This is a genomic window from Photobacterium japonica, from assembly GCF_050337005.1.
Taxonomy (GTDB): domain Bacteria; phylum Pseudomonadota; class Gammaproteobacteria; order Enterobacterales; family Vibrionaceae; genus Photobacterium; species Photobacterium japonica.
In genome coordinates this window covers 1-18,935 of the sequence record NZ_JAKJSN010000031.1, presented here as the reverse complement: position 1 = coordinate 18,935, position 18,935 = coordinate 1, and the positions used below count along the sequence as shown (strand labels likewise).

The 18,935-nt window shown below is 49.0% G+C and carries 14 protein-coding genes; 5 read left to right on the top strand and 9 right to left on the bottom strand.

The window, feature by feature from the left end:
* Positions 1-101 precede the first annotated feature (101 nt).
* The 5 genes from asnB to nagB all read right to left on the bottom strand — a co-directional run bounded on the left by asnB (position 102) and on the right by nagB (position 7,019).
* The gene (gene asnB / locus L4C36_RS13260) at positions 102-1,778 is read right to left on the bottom strand and encodes an asparagine synthase B (protein ID WP_428478285.1); all 1,677 of its coding nucleotides are present in this window, start codon (positions 1,776-1,778) and stop codon (positions 102-104) included.
* A 329-nt stretch (positions 1,779-2,107) separates the two neighbouring features.
* A complete protein-coding gene (locus tag L4C36_RS13255; RefSeq protein WP_428478284.1) occupies positions 2,108-3,694 on the bottom strand; it encodes a cation:proton antiporter domain-containing protein in 1,587 nt (528 codons plus the stop codon).
* A gap of 156 nt (positions 3,695-3,850) precedes the next feature.
* The gene (gene nagC / locus L4C36_RS13250; RefSeq protein WP_428478283.1) at positions 3,851-5,065 is read right to left on the bottom strand and encodes a DNA-binding transcriptional regulator NagC; all 1,215 of its coding nucleotides are present in this window, start codon (positions 5,063-5,065) and stop codon (positions 3,851-3,853) included.
* Positions 5,066-5,067: 2 nt separating this feature from the next.
* Positions 5,068-6,204, bottom strand: coding sequence for an N-acetylglucosamine-6-phosphate deacetylase (gene nagA / locus L4C36_RS13245; RefSeq protein ID WP_428478282.1), 1,137 nt, complete (start codon positions 6,202-6,204; stop codon positions 5,068-5,070).
* Between the two features lie 14 nt (positions 6,205-6,218).
* Positions 6,219-7,019, bottom strand: coding sequence for a glucosamine-6-phosphate deaminase (gene nagB, locus L4C36_RS13240; protein WP_428478281.1), 801 nt, complete (start codon positions 7,017-7,019; stop codon positions 6,219-6,221).
* Positions 7,020-7,274: 255 nt separating this feature from the next.
* Between nagB and nagE the strand changes: the two genes are divergently transcribed.
* The 3 genes from nagE to glnS all read left to right on the top strand — a co-directional run bounded on the left by nagE (position 7,275) and on the right by glnS (position 13,580).
* Positions 7,275-8,765, top strand: a complete 1,491-nt coding sequence (nagE, locus tag L4C36_RS13235) for an N-acetylglucosamine-specific PTS transporter subunit IIBC (RefSeq protein ID WP_428478280.1) — start codon at positions 7,275-7,277, stop codon at positions 8,763-8,765.
* Positions 8,766-9,019: 254 nt separating this feature from the next.
* Positions 9,020-11,704, top strand: a complete 2,685-nt coding sequence (locus tag L4C36_RS13230) for a beta-N-acetylhexosaminidase (protein ID WP_428478279.1) — start codon at positions 9,020-9,022, stop codon at positions 11,702-11,704.
* A 211-nt stretch (positions 11,705-11,915) separates the two neighbouring features.
* The gene (gene glnS / locus L4C36_RS13225; RefSeq protein ID WP_428478278.1) at positions 11,916-13,580 is read left to right on the top strand and encodes a glutamine--tRNA ligase; all 1,665 of its coding nucleotides are present in this window, start codon (positions 11,916-11,918) and stop codon (positions 13,578-13,580) included.
* A gap of 125 nt (positions 13,581-13,705) precedes the next feature.
* Here glnS and fur read toward each other — a convergent pair whose 3' ends face one another.
* From fur to L4C36_RS13205, 4 genes are all read right to left on the bottom strand, one after another.
* Complete coding sequence (gene fur, locus L4C36_RS13220) at positions 13,706-14,152, bottom strand: ferric iron uptake transcriptional regulator (RefSeq protein ID WP_428478277.1); 447 nt, start codon at positions 14,150-14,152, stop codon at positions 13,706-13,708.
* Between the two features lie 439 nt (positions 14,153-14,591).
* Positions 14,592-15,119 carry a flavodoxin FldA gene (gene fldA / locus L4C36_RS13215; protein WP_428478276.1) on the bottom strand — a complete coding sequence of 176 codons (528 nt, stop codon included), beginning with the start codon at positions 15,117-15,119 and terminating at the stop codon, positions 14,592-14,594.
* Positions 15,120-15,294: 175 nt separating this feature from the next.
* On the bottom strand, positions 15,295-15,516 hold the full coding sequence (locus L4C36_RS13210; RefSeq protein WP_428478275.1) for a DUF2788 domain-containing protein: 222 nt from the start codon (positions 15,514-15,516) through the stop codon (positions 15,295-15,297).
* A gap of 74 nt (positions 15,517-15,590) precedes the next feature.
* On the bottom strand, positions 15,591-16,358 hold the full coding sequence (locus L4C36_RS13205; RefSeq protein ID WP_428478274.1) for an alpha/beta fold hydrolase: 768 nt from the start codon (positions 16,356-16,358) through the stop codon (positions 15,591-15,593).
* 102 nt (positions 16,359-16,460) lie between these two features.
* Between L4C36_RS13205 and seqA the strand changes: the two genes are divergently transcribed.
* Complete coding sequence (gene seqA, locus L4C36_RS13200) at positions 16,461-17,009, top strand: replication initiation negative regulator SeqA (protein WP_428478273.1); 549 nt, start codon at positions 16,461-16,463, stop codon at positions 17,007-17,009.
* 37 nt (positions 17,010-17,046) lie between these two features.
* Positions 17,047-18,693 (top strand): phosphoglucomutase (alpha-D-glucose-1,6-bisphosphate-dependent), encoded by a 1,647-nt coding sequence (pgm, locus tag L4C36_RS13195; RefSeq protein WP_428478272.1) that lies wholly within the window; start codon positions 17,047-17,049, stop codon positions 18,691-18,693.
* Positions 18,694-18,935: the final 242 nt, after the last annotated feature.

Sequence of the window (18,935 nt, the reverse complement as noted above, 5' to 3'; positions counted from 1 at the left end):
TTGTTATGCAAGTACTTTTAATCTGTACTTTTATTATTGCCTCTGTTTAACAGAGTGCATGTCTACACGTCGTGAACACGGTTATAAAATGGGTCGCATTGTTATTTTTCCGCCACATAGGCTTCGTTATGGACGGCTGCGACAGCACGGCCTGATGGGTCCGCACAGTTTTTGAAACTCTCATCCCACTCAATGGCTTTGGCACTTGAGCAGGCAATGGATGGCCCCCCCGGTACACATTTCGCCGCATCTTCCAGTGGGAATAACTCCTCAAAGATTTCGCGGTAAACGTACGCTTCTTTTGTCGTTGGGGTGTTGTACGGGAAGCGGAACTTGGCCGTTTCCAATTGTTGCTCAGAGACTTTAGCTTCGGCGACTTCTTTCAGAGAATCAATCCAGCTGTAACCCACGCCGTCAGAGAATTGCTCTTTTTGGCGCCACGCCACAGATTCAGGCAGATGATGACCGAAACATTCACGCAGAATGTGCTTCTCCATCTTGCCGTTGCCACACATTTTGTCTTCAGGGTTCAGGCGCATGGCCACTTCGAGGAACTCTTTGTCCAAGAACGGAACGCGCGCTTCAATGCCCCATGCTGCCATGGATTTGTTGGCACGGGCACAGTCAAACATGTTCAGTGCCAGTAGCTTACGCACGGTTTCTTCGTGGAACTCTCTGGCGTTTGGCGCTTTGTGGAAGTACAGGTAGCCCCCAAAGACTTCATCGGCACCTTCACCGGAAAGGACCATTTTGATCCCCATGGCGCGGATCTTACGTGACATCAAATACATCGGCGTAGAAGCACGAATGGTGGTCACGTCATAGGTTTCAATGTGGTAAATCACATCACGGATGGCATCCAGCCCTTCCTGCACCGTGTAGGTCAGTTCATGGTGTACAGTACCAATATGATCGGCCACTTTTTTCGCGGCTTTCAGATCCGGCGCCCCTTCTAAGCCCACAGCAAAGGAGTGCAGGGTCGGCCACCATGCTTGCGATTGCTCATCGTCTTCAATACGGCGCGCGGCGAATGTTTTCGTGATCGCGGAAATAACAGAAGAATCCAAGCCACCTGACAGCAGCACCCCATAAGGCACATCCGTCATCAGCTGGCGTTTTACCGCGCCTTCTAATGCATCAGTGAGTGCGACTTTATCTGTTTTTGCGTCAGCAACGGTATCAAATTCCATCCAATCGCGTTTGTAATAACGCACGGGTTCACCAGCTTTACTCCACAAGTAATGACCCGGAGGGAATTCGCTGATGCTTTTACATACCGGTACCAAGGCTTTCATTTCTGAGGCCACGTAGTAGTTACCGTGTTCGTCGTAGCCGTGGTACAGCGGGATGATTCCAATGTGGTCACGGCCGATCAGGTACGCATCTTCTTGCTCGTCATATAGGATAAACCCAAAGATCCCGTTGAGGTGATCCAGCAGCTCAGGGCCTTTTTCTTTGTACAGCGCGAGAATGATTTCACAGTCAGATTCTGTCTGGAACGGGTAGTCTGGCGCACATTCAGCACGGAGTTCTTTGTGATTGTAGATCTCACCGTTTACCGCGAGTACGTGGCTTTTATCGGCGTTATACAATGGTTGTTCACCACTGTTCAGATCGACAATCGCAAGGCGCTCATGCACCAAAATCGCTTTGTCTGAAGAATAAATACCGGACCAATCTGGACCACGGTGGCGCATTTTTTTCGACATTTCCAGCGCGGTAGTGCGCAAGGCGGTTGCATCACCTTTGATGTCTAAGATGCCAAATACTGAACACATACTTCCTACCCCAACATTATGATTATGACTTTCCACAAACAGGCGGCGAATGTGCGTGGCTAAAAAAGGCTCGAAGCAGATAGAACTTGGCCACAACACCGGTTCGCTTTCCTGTTTGTTAAAATTGCGTATTCAACAATGAAATGCAACCGTTAATCTCTAATCAATACACAAAAAGGCCTAATGGTGAACTAAATTCGGTTTTAGGTGTTTTAAATGAATATTTTCCATATCAGGTTGGTTTTTTGCGCAGATAAACAAACGGCAGCCGAAGCTGCCGTTAGTGCAAAAAGAAATAAAGCGCCTGTCTGTTAGAGGGCTTAGATCCGTTAGATGGGTTTAATAGGGGGCGATAAGTGATCACACACATGGCGAGCAAATCCGCTACCGGCCTCATGGTAGATATTAAAGGCCGCATCCACACCCAGCGCATATAACGCATCTTCATCATCATCGTATTTAGCAATCGCCGCGATCTGCCCTTTGTAGTTGCGTTCACGGATTTGCTCAAGGGCGAAGCTGTTGGCTTGGCTGTGGGGCATGGCTAACAAGATGAGCTGCGTGTTGTGCTTTGAGATCACGCGCGCCCAAAAGTCGGGGTCGGTGGCATCGCCGTGGATCACTGTGCGGCCTTGTTCGCGGTGTAAAGCGACGGAGTCTTCGCGGGTTTCAATGCCGATGACTTGCTCACCGTAGCGGCTGACCAGTTCATCGTAAGCGCCGCTGCCGATACGCCCCATGCCTAAAATCAAAATTTTCTTGTCACCTAAGTCAATCAGGCGATCGTTGGCGTTAAGGCGGTCGGGCTCAAATTCTTTCAGCCACTTGGATGCATCCTTATACAAGCGATGCCCGAGACTATTGAGTGGGGCGGCAATTAGGAACGACAGTGAGACGGCAATGGCAATCGCGACCAGGAAATTACCGGGTAAGTAGCCCATATTGTAGGCAAGGCCACCGACAATCAAACCAAACTCACTGTAGTTAAACAGTGTCAGCGTGCCGAGCAGCGACGTACGCACACGGTAGCGGAACAAGTTGAAGATGACGTAGTAGAGAATACCTTTAAGCGGCAGCAGTACCAGCAAAATGAGCGCCATGAATAAGCCATCGAATGTTGGTGTTTCCGAGAGGCCGATATTGAGGAAAAAGCAGACTAGCAGTAACTCTTTCAAATTGAAGAGTGATTTTGACATTTCTGAGGTTTTTGGGTGACCCGCCAGCATCATGCCGACAATCAACGCGCCTAAGTCAGCCTTCATGCCAACGGCTTCAAACAAGCCTGAACCGGCAACCAAGGCCAAGAAAATACCGTACAGCACCAGCATTTCACCGTGGCCTGCGCGATCAAGAATACGGAACAAAGAAGGGCGCAATAGGGGAAGGGCAAACAAGGCCAGTGCGGTAACTTCAGGCACTTTTCCGGTGGAGATGGTCAGGAATAACACGGCAAAGATATCTTGCATGACCAAGATCCCAATGGCCAGGGTGCCGTAGGTGGCGTTTAATTCGCCTTTTTCTTGCAGTGCTTTAATGGCAAACACAGTACTGGAAAACGACAGGGCAAAGCCCATCAACGCTAATTGGCTAATATCTAACTCGGCCATCATGCCGATGCCCAACTGTTTGAGCACCAACAATGCTAAGGTGAACAAACCGGTGGTTAACACATTGTGTAACGTGGCACCGCCCCAGATCTCTTTGGCCAATAAGGTACGGATATCCAGTTTCAGGCCGATGGAAAACAGCAGTAGGGTGACCCCGAGATCAGCCAGCGTCGACAAGGTTTCTGTGGATTGATAACCGGCGGTATTGAGGGCAAAGCCCGCTACTAAAAAGCCCACTAAGGGAGGGAGCTTGCAGCGAAGGGCAAGAAAGCCGGCCAAAAATGCGGCGATGATATAGACAAGTTCCATTGCTGGCTAACATCCTTTTACTAAGTGAAGAGGGGGAACCTCTGCGCATTGAGGCAGGAATATAGCATAAGGGGCATGTTCCTGTCTGGAACATGCCCCTTGAATTTGTTACAAATTGAGTGACTTAGCGTAAAGGAAATGATCGCTGTTGCGAGATCAGTCTTCTAAGAGACGCTGCAGCAGGACGCCGTTGAGCATGGCACGTTTAATCATCGAAAAGGCGCCAATGGTTGGCTGGGTATACAGCTCTGACACGACAATTGGCAAATCTTTATTAAACGTTGAGAGTGATTGGGTTTCCACACAGCGGCGAATAGCAGGGAAAATCACGTCTTTGGCATGCGTGATATTGCCGGCGACAACAATTTTTTGCGGGTTGAATAAATTGATCGTCATGGCCAAGGCTTTGCCGAGCTGATTGCCGACTTTGATCAGTGCTTGAGTCGCTAATTCATCACCGTGATTGGCCGCGTCACAAATGGCGGGCATGGTCAGTGACTCGAGATCTTGCAGGCTGCTTGGGTAGCCTTGATCGAGCAGATCTTGAATGTGGTGAATAATGGCAGGATCGGCCGCGACGGTTTCAAGGCAGCCGAAGTTACCGCATTGACATTTGTCACCGAGTGGATCAATTTGGATGTGGCCAATTTCACCGACATTGCGGTTAAAGCCAAGGAAGACTTGGCCGTTCACAATGATGCCGGCACCGGTACCGTTGTGCACACTGACTAAAATCGAGTCTTTGCAGTCGCGGCTAGCACCAAAATAGTGTTCCGCCAATGCGAGGCCGCGCACGTCATTACCGACAAAACAGGGCACGCCGTATTTATCGGAGATAATATCCGCCAGTGGCAAGTTATCGACATCAATGGTCGGCATGTATTCGACCACCCCTTTTTCAGGGTCGATCAAGCCAGGCAGCGTAATGCCAAAGGCGACGAGTTCGCGTATTGCGGGCTGGTTTTCGCTAATAAATTGGCGAATATGTTCAAGCAGACCATCAACCAACACTTGTTGGCTGGTATAACTGAAAGGATGGGCGTTGCCTGCGATGAATTTGCCGCTCAAATCATAGAGCGTGATTTCGATGTAGTTACGTCCTAAACGGATCGCTATCGAATGGAACGGGGCCGACTCTGTGGTCAGAGAGATCGCTCGTCGACCGCCGGTAGATGCTTGTTGCGCGACCTCTTTGATCAGGCCGCGCTCAAGCAATTGGCGGGTAATTTTAGTAACGCTTGCAGGCGCAAGCTGACTCACATCAGCAACCTGAATACGTGAGATAGGGCCTTGCAAGTCGATGAGCCGGTAAACCGCTGCACTGTTCAGCTGCTTTACCAGATCTACATTACCAATTTGTCCGCCAGTCATAGTTAATTTTGCTCGTATTCGCCGTTAACAACAGTCGCCCGAACATGGTAGTCACGATCAAAAATAGCCAGGTTAGCGACCATGCCTTTTTTGATAGCTCCCAATGTCTTGTCCACGCCAATGGCGCGAGCTGGATAAAGGGTTGCCATACGAATCGCTTCGTCCAGGGCGATACCTGCATGTTCGACACTGTTTTGAACTGCTTCAATCATCGTGAGTGCCGAACCACCAAGTGTGCCATTTTCATCCACACACTTACCATCACGGTAATATACTTTCTTACCGACAAAAATAAAGTGATCCATGTCCGCTCCTGCAGGTGCAGTTGCATCGGTAACCAAAATAAGTTTGTCACCTTTTATGCGCTGAGCGATACGGATGTTGGCGTAATCAACATGGAAGCCGTCCGCGATAACCCCAGTGTAAACCTCTGGCGTATCATAAATCGCGCCCACCATACCCGGCTCACGCCCTGTAATGGGGGTCATCGCATTGAATAGGTGAGTGGTAAACGTGATACCCGCAGCAAAGCCTGCACGTGCTTCTACATAGGTCGCGTTCGTGTGGCCCGCAGACACCACGATACCCGCTTCAACCAATTGCTCGATGTGTGCGTGTGGGTTTAGCTCTGGTGCCAGTGTCACTTTTGTCACGACATCAGCGTTTTCACAGATGGTGTTGATCATGGTGTCATCAGAACGACGGATGTGATCAACCGAGTGAATGCCTTTTTTCATTACGTTTAGGTAAGGACCTTCAAGGTGCAGACCTAATGAATGATGTTGGTATTTCGCTTGGTACTCACGCTGTGCGACAATCGCGGCTTTCATGTCTTCGTCAGAAGAGGTGATCAGCGTAGGCAGGAAGCTGGTGCAACCTGATTTCAGGTTAGCCAGGTGCATGGTGTGAATCGTGTCGGCATTGATTACATCGTTTAGCATCACGCCACCACAGCCATTGAGCTGTAGGTCAATGAAGCCCGGTACCAGATTGGCACCGTCAAGGTCACGTGTTTCAATGTCGGCAGGTAGCTCTGCCACAGGGCAGACGGCATGAATGTTTACGCCGTCAATGATGACGGCGTAGTTATTCAGCACATCGCTACCGGTAAAAATACGGCAATTGGTCAGTGCGTACATGGATCAATCCTTCGTTACAGGTGCGAAATATTGTTAGCTTCAAGTTCTTGGAAGTACTTAACGGTCTTCACTTTGAGCTCTTGAGTTGAAGGCTCATCACAAACGATCAGTGATTTAGGGTGAAGTTGTAGGGCAGAGACTGTCCATAGGTGATTGACAGAACCTTCTACCGCTGCTTCCAGCGCTTGTGCTTTGTTGTGACCTGTTACAAGGATCATGATCTCTTCAGAATCAAGCAGTGTACCGACACCGATAGTCAGTGCGTACTTAGGTACTTGGTTCATGTCGCCATCGAAGAAGCGAGAGTTCGCAATGCGCGTATCAGCCGTTAGCGTTTTGATACGCGTACGAGAAGCCAATGATGATGCTGGCTCGTTGAATGCGATATGACCATCGTTACCCACGCCACCCATGAACAGATTGATGCGGCCGTAAGACTTAATTTTGTCTTCGTAGCGCTGGCATTCAGTGGCGTGATCTTCGGCATTACCGTTCAGAAGGTTAATATTTTCTTCTTGAATATCAATGTGATTGAAGAAGTTGTTGTACATGAAGCTGCGGTATGACTCTGGGTGATCAGCAGGAATGCCGATGTACTCATCCATGTTAAAAGTCACAACGTGTTTGAAACTTACTTCACCTGCTTGATAAAGCGCGATCAGGCGCTTGTAGGTTGCTAGCGGAGTGCCACCGGTTGGCAAGCCTAGCACGAACGGACGCTCGGCAGATGGCTCGAATTTATTAATACGATCAGCAATATAGCGAGCAGACCACAAACCTACATCTTTAGCTTCATTGAGTGGGATTAGTCTCACGGTGACACCTCATTCCAAGTTAAAATACGGGAAAATCTTAGCGTGTTATCGCCTTTGTTTTGGATAATAAAATAAGTTTTATGATCGAGCTAGCAAATTCGCCTGTTTATTGCCCTTACAGGTGATAAAGATCACAAATGATGACCTTTTAATTTGCGGGGCGAAATTAATTTCTTAAACTGCAAATAACTTAATCGAGTAACTAAAAAAAGTAACTCACATCGCGTCTAAGAAAACCATAGGGGGAACTATAGGGTGAACATTCTTGGATATATGCAAAAAGTAGGTAAAGCACTGATGGTGCCGGTAGCAACGCTACCAGCAGCAGCAATTTTAATGGGTATTGGCTACTGGGTCGATCCAACAGGTTGGGGTGCAAACAGTGCACTGGCAGCCTTTTTGATCAAAGCCGGTGCGGCAATTATCGATAACATGTCTGTACTCTTCGCCGTGGGTGTTGCGTACGGTATGTCAAAAGACAAAGACGGTGCAGCTGCACTTTCTGGTTTTGTTGGCTTCTTGGTGGTTACCACGTTGCTAGCACCAGGTGCCGTTTCACAGATTCAAGGTATCGAGTTAAAAGACGTTCCTGCGGCATTCGGTAAAATTAATAATCAGTTTGTCGGTATCCTTGTTGGTATCGTTGCTGCAGAAATTTACAACCGCTTCTCAACCGTTGAGCTGCACAAGGCGCTATCATTCTTCTCTGGTAAGCGTCTAGTACCAATCATGATGTCTTTCGCCGGTATCTTCATTGCATTCGTACTGATGTACATCTGGCCTGCAGTATACGGTGGCCTAGTGACATTCGGTGAAGGCATCCAGGGTATGGGCGAGATGGGTGCGGGTCTATACGCATTCTTCAACCGTCTATTGATTCCTGTCGGTCTACACCACGCACTGAACTCAGTATTCTGGTTCGATGTAGCAGGCATTAACGATATTCCTAACTTCCTTGGTGGCGCAAAGTCTATCGCTGAAGGTACAGCAACTGTTGGTGTAACAGGTATGTACCAGGCGGGCTTCTTCCCAATCATGATGTTCGGTCTACCAGGTGCGGCATTGGCTATCTACCACACCGCTAAGCCTGAGAACAAAGAGAAAGTTGCTTCTATCATGATCGCAGCGGGCTTCGCATCATTCTTCACGGGTGTAACTGAGCCACTAGAATTCTCATTCATGTTCCTAGCACCTGGCCTATACGTGCTTCACGCCGCGCTAGCAGGTCTATCTGTTTACATCGCAGCAAGCATGCAGTGGATTGCAGGTTTCGGTTTCTCGGCAGGTCTAGTAGATATGGTTCTATCTACGCGTAACCCACTAGCGGTTAACTGGTACATGCTGATTGTTCAAGGTCTTGTATTCTTCGGTCTTTACTACACCATCTTCCGTACGGTGATTGTGAAGTTCAACCTGAAGACGCCTGGCCGTGAAGATGACGACGAAACAGTGAGCGACGTTCAAGGCTCAAAAGAGACGGGCGAACTGGCGAAGCAATACATCAAAGCTCTGGGTGGCGTATCTAACCTAGAAAACATTGATGCATGTATCACGCGTCTACGTCTAACTCTGAAAGACAGCAGCCTAGCTGACGAGAAAACACTGAAAGCACTGGGTGCGATGGGTGTGGTTAAACTAGGTTCAAACAATCTGCAGGTGATTCTTGGCCCACTGGCTGAAATCGTAGCGGGTGAAATGAAGAAAGTCTCTCCATCAGAAGACCTGTCTTCAGTAAAACTGCCTTAATTATTTCACGCTAAATAATTAATCGTAATACATCGGCCTTCCACGCGAAGGCCGATGATCCCCTCGACTGAACAATCATCTGTTACTACAACACTCTTATTGGAATGCTATCCCCTTTCAGACGCTGTTTGAATCAAAGGGCGATAAGTTGTGTCTGCAGTTTCAGATTATTGTTTTGTTTGTTATTTATGTTTTATTTTGCCTCAGTACAGATCTTTGATGTTGGCTGAGGATATTCGGGAAAGGAGTTACTCGTGAGAACATTTAAGCTAAGTTTATTGGCATCAGTCGTGGCCCTCGTGGCAACGGGCTGTGCGTCAAACGCGCCAAGTCCATCCGTGATGACGGACCAGCAGGTGGCTGATACGTTAGCGGCCAACTTGGGTGTGAACTACAAAGTCATCACCAATCACGGGGCCAATGAAGGCCTTGAATGTCGCCAGCTAGAGGCTGAGTGGGCATCGTGTGATGTGATTAATCTGACGCTGACAAACAACGGTCCAGCGGTTGACAATACGGATTGGAAAATCTATTTCCACAGCATCCGTATGATTTTGGATGTACAGAATGATCAATTCAAAGTCACACACATTACCGGTGACCTTCATACCCTAGAGCCAACCGAGAAGTTCAAAGGCTTCGCGGCGGGTGAAAAGGTGGTGATCCCTTACATCGGTGAATACTGGACGTTGTTTGAAAATGACTTTATGCCGCGTGCCTATGTGATTGCCGGTGACTCGACACCAAAAACACTAGAAAGCCTTGATCATGAAGATCCATCGGCTTACTTGGATCCAATTGATGGCGATAACTGGAAGCGTACCCCAACGGATAACAACATTCTGGCGACAGCCCAGTCGCGTTTTGAGAAAAACAGCGATGTGGATCTGATTGCATCAGAAACGTTGGCCGGTACCATTGTGCCTACGCCACTCAGCACCACGTTAACGGGTAACACGGTGTCGTTGGCACAGGGTATCCGTATTGAAAACAAAGCACTGACCGCTCAGAAGCTGGATGCGGCTGTTAGCCGTATGGCGACCTTGGGCATCAAGACCAACGGTCAATACCCAGTAGAAGTGATCCTTGACCCAAGCCGCTTTAGCAAAGAGACCAAAGTCTCTGGTGCTTACCAGCTTGACGTTCGCGATGGTTCAACGTTGATCGTGGGTTATGATGCTGACGGTGCCTTCTATGGCTTGCAGTCATTGATGTCATTGGCGAGTACGGGCGCAGACAAAACGATCCCAACGTTGAAAGTGGTGGATGCACCGCGCTTTGACTACCGTGGTGTGATGGTCGATGTTGGCCGTAACTTCCACTCAAAAGACGCGATTCTTCGTACGCTAGACCAAATGGCCGCGTACAAGATGAACAAACTGCATTTCCACCTGACGGATGATGAAGGATGGCGTATCGAGATCCCTGGCTTGCCAGAGCTGACGGATATCGGTGGCAAGCGTTGTCATGACCTGTCTGAAACAACGTGTTTGTTGCCTCAGCTAGGTTCAGGCCCTGAGAGCGATAACTTCGGTTCTGGCTACTACAGTACACAAGATTACTTGGATATCCTGAAATACGCGAAAGCACGTGGTATTGAAGTGATCCCTGAAATTGACATGCCGGCACACTCACGTGCCGCGGTTGTGGCAATGGAAGCGCGTTACAAGCGTCTGGCAGAAGCGGGCGACTTGGCTGCCGCCAACGAGTACCGTCTGATGGATCCACAAGATACGTCTAACGTGACCACCGTACAGTTCTACGATAAGCGCAGCTTTATCAACCCATGTATGGATTCGTCGCTGAACTTTGTCGACAAAGTGATCTCTGAAGTGGCTGCAATGCACCGTGCAGTCGGTATGCCACTGAATACCTGGCACTTTGGTGGTGATGAAGCGAAAAACATCAAATTGGGCGCAGGCTTCCAAGACGTGAATGCCGCTGACAAAGTGGACTGGAAAGGCGATCTGGATCTGTCTAAGCAAGACAAGCCATTTGCACAGTCTCCAATGTGTCAGAAAGCCATTGCCAAGGGCGTGGTATCGGATTACGGCCACCTACCAAGCTACTTTGCTGAGAAAGTCAGTAAAGTCGTGGCAGCGAAAGGCATCGAGAATTTCCAAGCATGGCAGGATGGCCTGAAGTACTCGAAAGATGCACAGTCATTCGCGACCGACAACGTGCGTGTTAACTTCTGGGATACCCTATATTGGGGCGGCGGTGCGTCTGCGTACGACTGGGCGGCAAAGGGGTATGACATGATCATCTCTAACCCAGATTACGTTTACCTGGATATGCCGTACGAAGTGGATCCTGAAGAGCGCGGTTACTACTGGGCAACACGTGCGACCGATACACGTAAGATGTTCGGGTTTGCACCAGAAAACTTGCCTCAGAATGCGGAAACATCGGTAGACCGTGACGGTAACGGTTTCACCAGTAAAGGTGAAGCAGCGCCACGTAAGGGCTTCCATGGCCTATCTGCACAGCTATGGAGCGAAACCGTACGTACTGACGAACAGTATGAGTTCATGGTCTTCCCTCGCGTATTGGCGGCTGCTGAGCGTGCATGGCATAAAGGCGATTGGGAACGTGATTACCAGCCAGGTCTGGAGTTCTCGCAAGAGACAAATTACGTAAACAAAATCGCGTTACACAGCGATTGGTCACGTTTTGCAAACCTATTGGGTCAGCGTGAGTTGGCGAAATTGGATGCGGCAGGGATCCAGTACCGTGTACCGGTACCGGGTGCGAAGATTGAAAACGGCGTATTGCACATGAACGTGAGCATGCCGGGTCTACCGCTACAGTACTCAACCAACGGTGGTAACAGCTGGTCAACGTACAACGCGAAAGCCAAACCGGCTGTATCTGGCAAGGTGTCAGTGCGTGCGGTGAGCGCGAACGGTCAGCGTTACAGCCGTGTGATCACGCTGTAATTGACGGTCACCGAGCACCATTTTATGGGTCAGTCTCGGTGAGTCAGTGATCAAGAAGGCCATTCTTACAGGCCGATAATTTCCAGCCCCGCATTTTGCGGGGTTTTTTTATCCATATCGACAAACAATGCATACTATTTGTTGAGTAGTGCCCCCGATTTATGGATGATAGAGGACTTAAAAATCCTGTCAGCACACGAGGTGTAACTAGATGAGTGAATCTGAAGCTCGTCCATCAAACTTTATCCGTCAAATCATTGATGCGGATTTAGCCAGTGGCAAACATACCAGCGTACATACCCGATTCCCGCCAGAGCCAAATGGCTACCTGCATATCGGCCATGCGAAATCTATTTGTTTGAACTTCGGTATTGCTCAGGACTATCAGGGTCAATGTAACTTACGTTTCGACGACACGAACCCTGAGAAAGAAGACATCGAGTACGTTGAGTCTATTAAGAACGATGTTAACTGGTTGGGCTTCGAGTGGAGCGGTGAGATTTGTTATTCATCAAACTACTTCGATAAGCTGCACGGGTTTGCTATTGAATTAATTAATAAAGGCTTAGCGTACGTTGATGAGCTAAGTCCAGAGCAAATGCGCGAGTACCGCGGTACGCTAACCGAAGCGGGTAAGCACAGCCCTTACCGCGATCGTAGCGTAGAAGAGAACATTACACTGTTCGACAAAATGAAGAATGGTGAAATTGAAGAAGGCAAGATGTGCCTTCGTGCGAAAATTGATATGGCATCGCCATTCATGGTAATGCGCGATCCTGTGCTTTACCGTGTACGTTTTGCGAGCCACCATCAGACTGGCGACAAGTGGTGCATTTACCCAATGTACGACTTCACGCATTGTATTTCTGATGCGCTAGAAGGTATTACGCACTCTATCTGTACCCTTGAATTTATGGACAACCGTCGTCTGTATGATTGGGTACTGGAAAACATCACCATTGATTGCCAGCCGCATCAGTACGAGTTTAGCCGTCTGAACCTGGAATACACCGTGATGTCTAAGCGTAAGCTTAACCAACTTGTGACTGAGAAATTGGTGTCTGGTTGGGATGACCCACGTATGCCGACGATTTCTGGTTTGCGTCGCCGTGGTTTCACCCCGGCCTCTATGCGTGAATTCTGTAAGCGTATTGGTGTGACTAAGCAAGACAACACCATCGAAATCAGCTCACTAGAATCGTGTATTCGTGACGATCTGAACGAAAATGCACCACGTGCAATGGCAGTGCTTGATCCGGTTAAAGTTGTGATTGAAAACTTCACCGGTGAAGCAGAAATGTTGAACATTGCGAACCACCCAAACAAGCCTGAAATGGGTGCGCGTCAGGTGCCGTTTACGCGTGAAGTGTACATTGAACGTGAAGACTTCCGTGAAGAAGGCAACAAGAAGTACAAGCGCTTGGTGCTGGGTAAAGAAGTGCGTCTACGTGGCGCATACGTGATTAAAGCAGAACGTATCGAGAAAGATGCAGAAGGCAATATCACGACAATCTTCTGTTCTTACGACAATGAAACCTTGGGCCAAAACCCAACGGACGGCCGTAAAGTGAAGGGCGTGATCCACTGGGTATCTGCAGAGCAGGGTATTCCGGCTGAAATCCGTCTGTACGATCGTTTGTTCACCGTGGCTAACCCAGGTGCGGCAGAAGATTTCGTTTCTGTGATCAACCCTGAATCATTGACCGTGATGAACGGTTTTGTTGAGCCTGCATTGGTATCAGCAGAAGCAGAGAAGGCTTACCAGTTTGAGCGTATGGGTTACTTCTGCGTGGATAACAAAGATTCAACCGCTGATGCCTTGGTATTTAACCGTACTGTTGGCCTGCGTGACACATGGGCGAAAATCGGCGAATAAGCCGTATTTGCCAATGAAAGCCAATAAAAAAACCAGCCGATAGGCTGGTTTTTTTTGCAATATAATCACTGAAAATCAAACCGGGAATGATGAGCGAGAGGATTCCCCGTTATTTTGAAGGCGGATTATTTGCGATCGTGCAACGATTCGTCTTCGCTGCAGTTGCCTTCTATGCAATGCCCGTACAGGTACAAGCTGTGGTTGGTCAGGCGAACATTGAAGCTAGCGGCAATTTCTTTTTGGCGACTTTCAATCACGTCATCTGAAAATTCAATCACTTTGCCACAATCAAGACACACAAGGTGGTCGTGGTGATGTTGGGTGGCCAGTTCAAAAACCGATTTACCCCCTTCAAAGTGGTGACGGGTAACAATACCTGCATCATCAAATTGGTTAAGTACACGATATACTGTCGCCAAGCCAATTTCTTCACCGATATCAATGAGCTTTTTGTAAAGATCTTCAGCACTGATGTGTTGGCAGTCAGGTTGCTGGAGAACTTCCAGAATTTTAAGACGTGGAAGCGTCACCTTTAGGCCTGCTTGTTTGAGTGCGTGATTATTATCTGACATTCGAGTTTCCTATTGGCTAGCCGCACCCACATGATGCGGTAGTCTTTCTCTTCTTTCCACATTATAAGTGACGACAAGGTAACAATAAACCATAAAACAGGTCAATCTTGCTGATATCTAACTTTTCTTTTTGTTATGCAGGTGTTGTAAATATGTATGCGTCAGCTTGATGGGGGGGGCTGTCGGCATACCGTCATTATTTTTAGCCAGAATGCGTCGTTATTGAAGATTGCAATGCGTAAGAGTGAGAGGTGGGCTGGGGGTTTCCCTGTTGATGTCTGTTTTTTATGACGGTTATCGAGGCGGCGTGGTGAACGATAGGACTTGTTGCAACGCCGTGAACGTTACAAAGGTGGAATAAAAATGCTAATCGTACTCACTTCGAATAAGGGTAAAAAAAACGCCAGGTATGAGGCCTGGCGTGCAATATTCGGTGTGCTTAGTCAGCCAGTTCAGCCAGACACATTTCGTCGTAAATCTGGTTTACCCATTTTTCAACGCGCGCAGCGGTGAGTTCAGGCTGGCGATCTTCATCGACGCACAGACCAATGAAGTGGTTGTCATCAACCAAGGCTTTTGACGCTTCAAACTCAAAACCTTCTGTTGAGAAGTGACCGACGATAGTCGCACCGCGACCTTCAACGATGTCACGTACGGTGCCCATCGCATCACAGAAGTATTCTGCGTAGTCTTCCTGATCGCCACAGCCGAAGATAGCCACTAGCTTGGTAGAGAAGTCGACGTTTTCTAGTTCAGGGAAGAAATCATCCCAGTCACACTGTGCTTCACCGTAATACCAAGTAGGGATACCCAGTAGCAACAGGTCAAAGTTATCGATATCTTCTTTACTGCTTTTTGCAATATCTTTGACTTCAACCAGCTTGTCGCCCAGCTGTTTCTGGATCATTTTAGCGACGGCTTCAGTGTTACCTGTGTCGCTACCAAAGAAGAGTCCTACACTCGCCATAGTAGAAATTACCCGTATTAATTGTTGACCGTTAACGTAAGTGTTAACGATAGACAGAATGTCTCGCTTGGAGCAAGCCCAAGCATCTTATGCGCATACGCGTAATGAACATAAGAAAAAATTGGTTTCAGCGTTAACAGAGAGGAGTTGGTTTCAGATGAAGCCATCCAACCCATTACCCTAGGCCAGCACCTTCCCAGCTTATCTGGATCACCCCTTTGGTGATAAAGCCCGCGCAGCCAAGAAAGAGGACGAGCCAGACAATCTTTCGACCAAAAGGGGGGACATTGCCTTGCTTGAGGACATCACGGATGGCCATACCGATAAAGAAAAAAATAGCGGCAAACAATAAATCCAATCCGATGGATTCCAGCAAGTCCATATGCTCGTACAACATGTGCGTCTCCCTACGGCCTGTGTTAACACTGAGCTAGGCGCGACTATAGCACAGACAATACCAGCCTGTTAACGTTAAGCCGTCTGTAAGAAGTTCAAAATGATACGATTGACCGTCTCCGGCTTTTCTGCGTGCAGCCAATGTCCCGTATTCGCCACCTGGTGCGCTTTGGCGGTAGGAAACTGGCGTTGAATAGCCTTGCGGTGCGCTGGCAGCAGGTAGTCGGAGAGCTGGCCTTTCATGAACAAGGTGTTGCCATGAAAAGCGGGGATCTCAGGCCACCCCATGATGGTCGCGTAGTTGGCAATTAAGCCTTCAACATTGAATCGCCAAGCGTAATGGCCTTCCGGCATTTTGGTGAAAGATTTGAGCAGAAACTGGCGCACACCCGGATCCATCACATGCTGAGCAAGGTACTGATCGGCTTCGCTGCGCTTATTGACGCTGTGTTGGTTGACCGCTTGCAGGCCGGCAAACACATTTTCATGGCGGTGTTCGTGATAAGCAACAGGGGCGATATCCAGCACTAACAGATGGCGGATACGTGGTGCGGCGAGGGCGGTGAGAGCCATGGCGACTTTACCGCCCATAGAATGACCAATTAGCGAGAAGCGTGGCAGATCAAGATGATCTATCACTTGCAGCACATCCTGTGCCATCGCTTGATAGGAAAAGGTCTCGCTGTGCGGGGATCGACCATGATTACGCAGATCCACACTGATCACTTTGTAGTTATCTTTCAACGATCTGGCGAGTAACCCCAGATTGTCGGCGCTGCCAAACAGGCCATGGATCAGCACGATCGCATCGCCTTCTCCCTCGACGTGGTAATGAAGATTCACTGACTATTTTCTCTTGTTGTTAACGCTTTATCGTAGAGTATACCTTCGGATCACGTTATAATCTCACCGTGATTTTTAAACGGAACGATAATGAACACTACGATGAAGACTATTGAGGTAGACGACGAGCTATATCGTTATATCGCCAGCCAAACGCAACACATCGGTGAGAGCGCATCTGATATTTTGCGTCGCTTGTTGATGATGCCAGATCAAACGTTCGGCACATTGCCGCAAGATGTTGTGCTGCCGGTACGTCCGAAAGGGATCGTGGTTAGCAAAGATGCGGGCAATGTTGTTCATACCGATCGCGTGAAAGAAATGCGTTCACTGTTGATCTCGGATGAATTTGCCGCACAAGAAAAAGCGATTGGTCGCTTTATGTTGGTGTTGTCCTCGCTTTATCGTATCGATCCGCAAGGCTTTACAGAAGCGGCTGCCATCAAAGGGCGTACACGCGTTTATTTTGCCGAGAGTGCAGAAACGCTGTTAGCCAGTGGTAAAACGACAAAGCCGAAGTCAATTCCTGAAACCCCGTTTTGGGTCATTACTAATACGAATACAGATCGTAAACGTCAGATGATCGAACAATTGATGGTTAAGATGCACTTCGGTTCAGACATCATTGAAAAAGTTTGCGGTGAAATCTAAATAGGCGTTTTGCCTAACTTCATACAAGGACAGGTTAATGGCGATTCATCCTCGTGCGGGGCAGCGTGCTCAGCAAGAAGATATGTATAATATTCCAGCGTTAGTGGCTAATTACTTTTTAATTGAACCTGATGCGGAAGATCTCCAGCAACAAGTGGCGTTCGGTACCTCGGGTCACCGTGGTACGGCGGATAAAGGGACGTTCAACCAGCACCATATTTGGGCGATTGCTCAAGCCGTTGCCGAAGTGCGCGCTGCCAATGGTGTCACGGGGCCACTTTTCTTGGGTAAAGATACACACGCATTGTCAGAGCCTGCATTCACTTCTACGTTAGAAGTGTTAGTGGCAAATGGTGTACATGTGGTGATCCAGACGGGCCGAGGCTACACGCCAACCCCTGGGATCTCCCATGCCATTCTATGTCATAACATTGCCAATGAGGCGAAAGCCGATGGTATCGTGATCACGCCATCACATAACCCACCACAGGACGGCGGTATTAAGTACAACCCTGTTCACGGTGGCCCGGCTGAAGGTGCGCTGACGACAGCGATCGAAAGCCGTGCGAATGCGATCATCGCAGCCGGTTTGGTGGATGTGAAGCGTGTTTCCATTGCTGACGCGTTGGCGAGCGATTTTGTTGAAGAGCGTGAGTTGGTGGCCCCGTATGTGGACGACCTGGTTAACGTGATTGACATGGCGGCTATTCAGCAAGCTAACCTGAAGATCGGTGTGGATCCACTGGGTGGATCGGGCATTGAATACTGGCGTCATATTGCGGCCCATTATGGCCTTGATCTTACGCTGGTGGATGAATCGATTGATCCGTCATTCCGTTTTATGTCGCTAGACAAAGACGGTGTGGTGCGTATGGACTGTTCATCGCCTTATGCGATGGCGGGCTTGTTGGCACACAAAGACAACTACGACTTAGCGTTTGGTAACGATCCGGATTACGATCGTCACGGCATCGTGACCCCTGCGGGTCTGATGAATCCGAACCACTACTTGGCGGTATGTATTGATTACCTTTACCGTCATCGCCCAGAGTGGCGCCAGCAGGTTGCCGTTGGGAAAACCTTGGTATCCAGCGCCCTGATTGACCGCGTTGTGGCGGATTTGGGTCGTGAGCTGTGCGAAGTGCCTGTTGGCTTTAAGTGGTTTGTGGATGGTCTGTACAGCGGTGAGCTGGGCTTTGGTGGTGAAGAAAGTGCAGGGGCATCGTTCCTTCGCATGGACGGCACACCGTGGTCTACCGACAAAGACGGTATTCTGCTTTGCTTGCTAGCGGCTGAAATTACGGCTGTCACCGGTAAGAACCCGCAGCAGTACTATGACGAGTTGGCCGCGAAACACGGTGCGTCTGAGTACAACCGTCTGCAAGCGGTGGCAAACGGTGAGCAAAAAGCGATCCTGAGCAAACTGTCCCCAGAAATGGTGGCGGCAGAAACGCTGGCTGGCGATCCGATCACGGCACGTTTGACGCATGCACCGGGTAACGGCGCGGCAATCGGTGGCTTGAAAGTGACGACAGCGAACGGTTGGTTTGCGGCACGTCCATCAGGCACGGAAGACATCTACAAGATTTACTGTGAGAGCTTCAAAGGTAAAGATCACCTTGCGTTGATCGAACAAGAAGCACAGGACATCGTGAGTAAGGTGTTTGCTGACGCGGGCCTATAAGCCTCACTATCAGTAACCCCTTAGCGCATTGAAAACGCCCGCATCTGCGGGCGTTTTTTTATGCCCACTTTTAATGCCCATTTACCGAACTCGGCTTTCAGTTTATACATGAGCGGCAGTCAAGGAGCACCGTGCGGCCAATGTGCTGGCATAACAAACCATAAGCGTTCATCTGCCGCGGCCGCCATGGTGGGGTGGGTGATATCCGCCAGTTCAGGGGACGGGGGTAAGGAGGCATAGGG

Coding starts and splice junctions, on each gene's coding strand:
- glnS (WP_428478278.1), top strand. CDS start 11,916: ATGAGTGAATCTGAAGCTCGTCCATCAAACTTTATCCGTCAAATCATT.
- L4C36_RS13255 (WP_428478284.1), bottom strand. CDS start 3,694: ATGGAACTTGTCTATATCATCGCCGCATTTTTGGCCGGCTTTCTTGCC.
- fur (WP_428478277.1), bottom strand. CDS start 14,152: ATGTCAGATAATAATCACGCACTCAAACAAGCAGGCCTAAAGGTGACG.
- L4C36_RS13210 (WP_428478275.1), bottom strand. CDS start 15,516: ATGTTGTACGAGCATATGGACTTGCTGGAATCCATCGGATTGGATTTA.
- seqA (WP_428478273.1), top strand. CDS start 16,461: ATGAAGACTATTGAGGTAGACGACGAGCTATATCGTTATATCGCCAGC.
- asnB (WP_428478285.1), bottom strand. CDS start 1,778: ATGTGTTCAGTATTTGGCATCTTAGACATCAAAGGTGATGCAACCGCC.
- fldA (WP_428478276.1), bottom strand. CDS start 15,119: ATGGCGAGTGTAGGACTCTTCTTTGGTAGCGACACAGGTAACACTGAA.
- nagC (WP_428478283.1), bottom strand. CDS start 5,065: ATGACTGGCGGACAAATTGGTAATGTAGATCTGGTAAAGCAGCTGAAC.
- pgm (WP_428478272.1), top strand. CDS start 17,047: ATGGCGATTCATCCTCGTGCGGGGCAGCGTGCTCAGCAAGAAGATATG.
- nagA (WP_428478282.1), bottom strand. CDS start 6,204: ATGTACGCACTGACCAATTGCCGTATTTTTACCGGTAGCGATGTGCTG.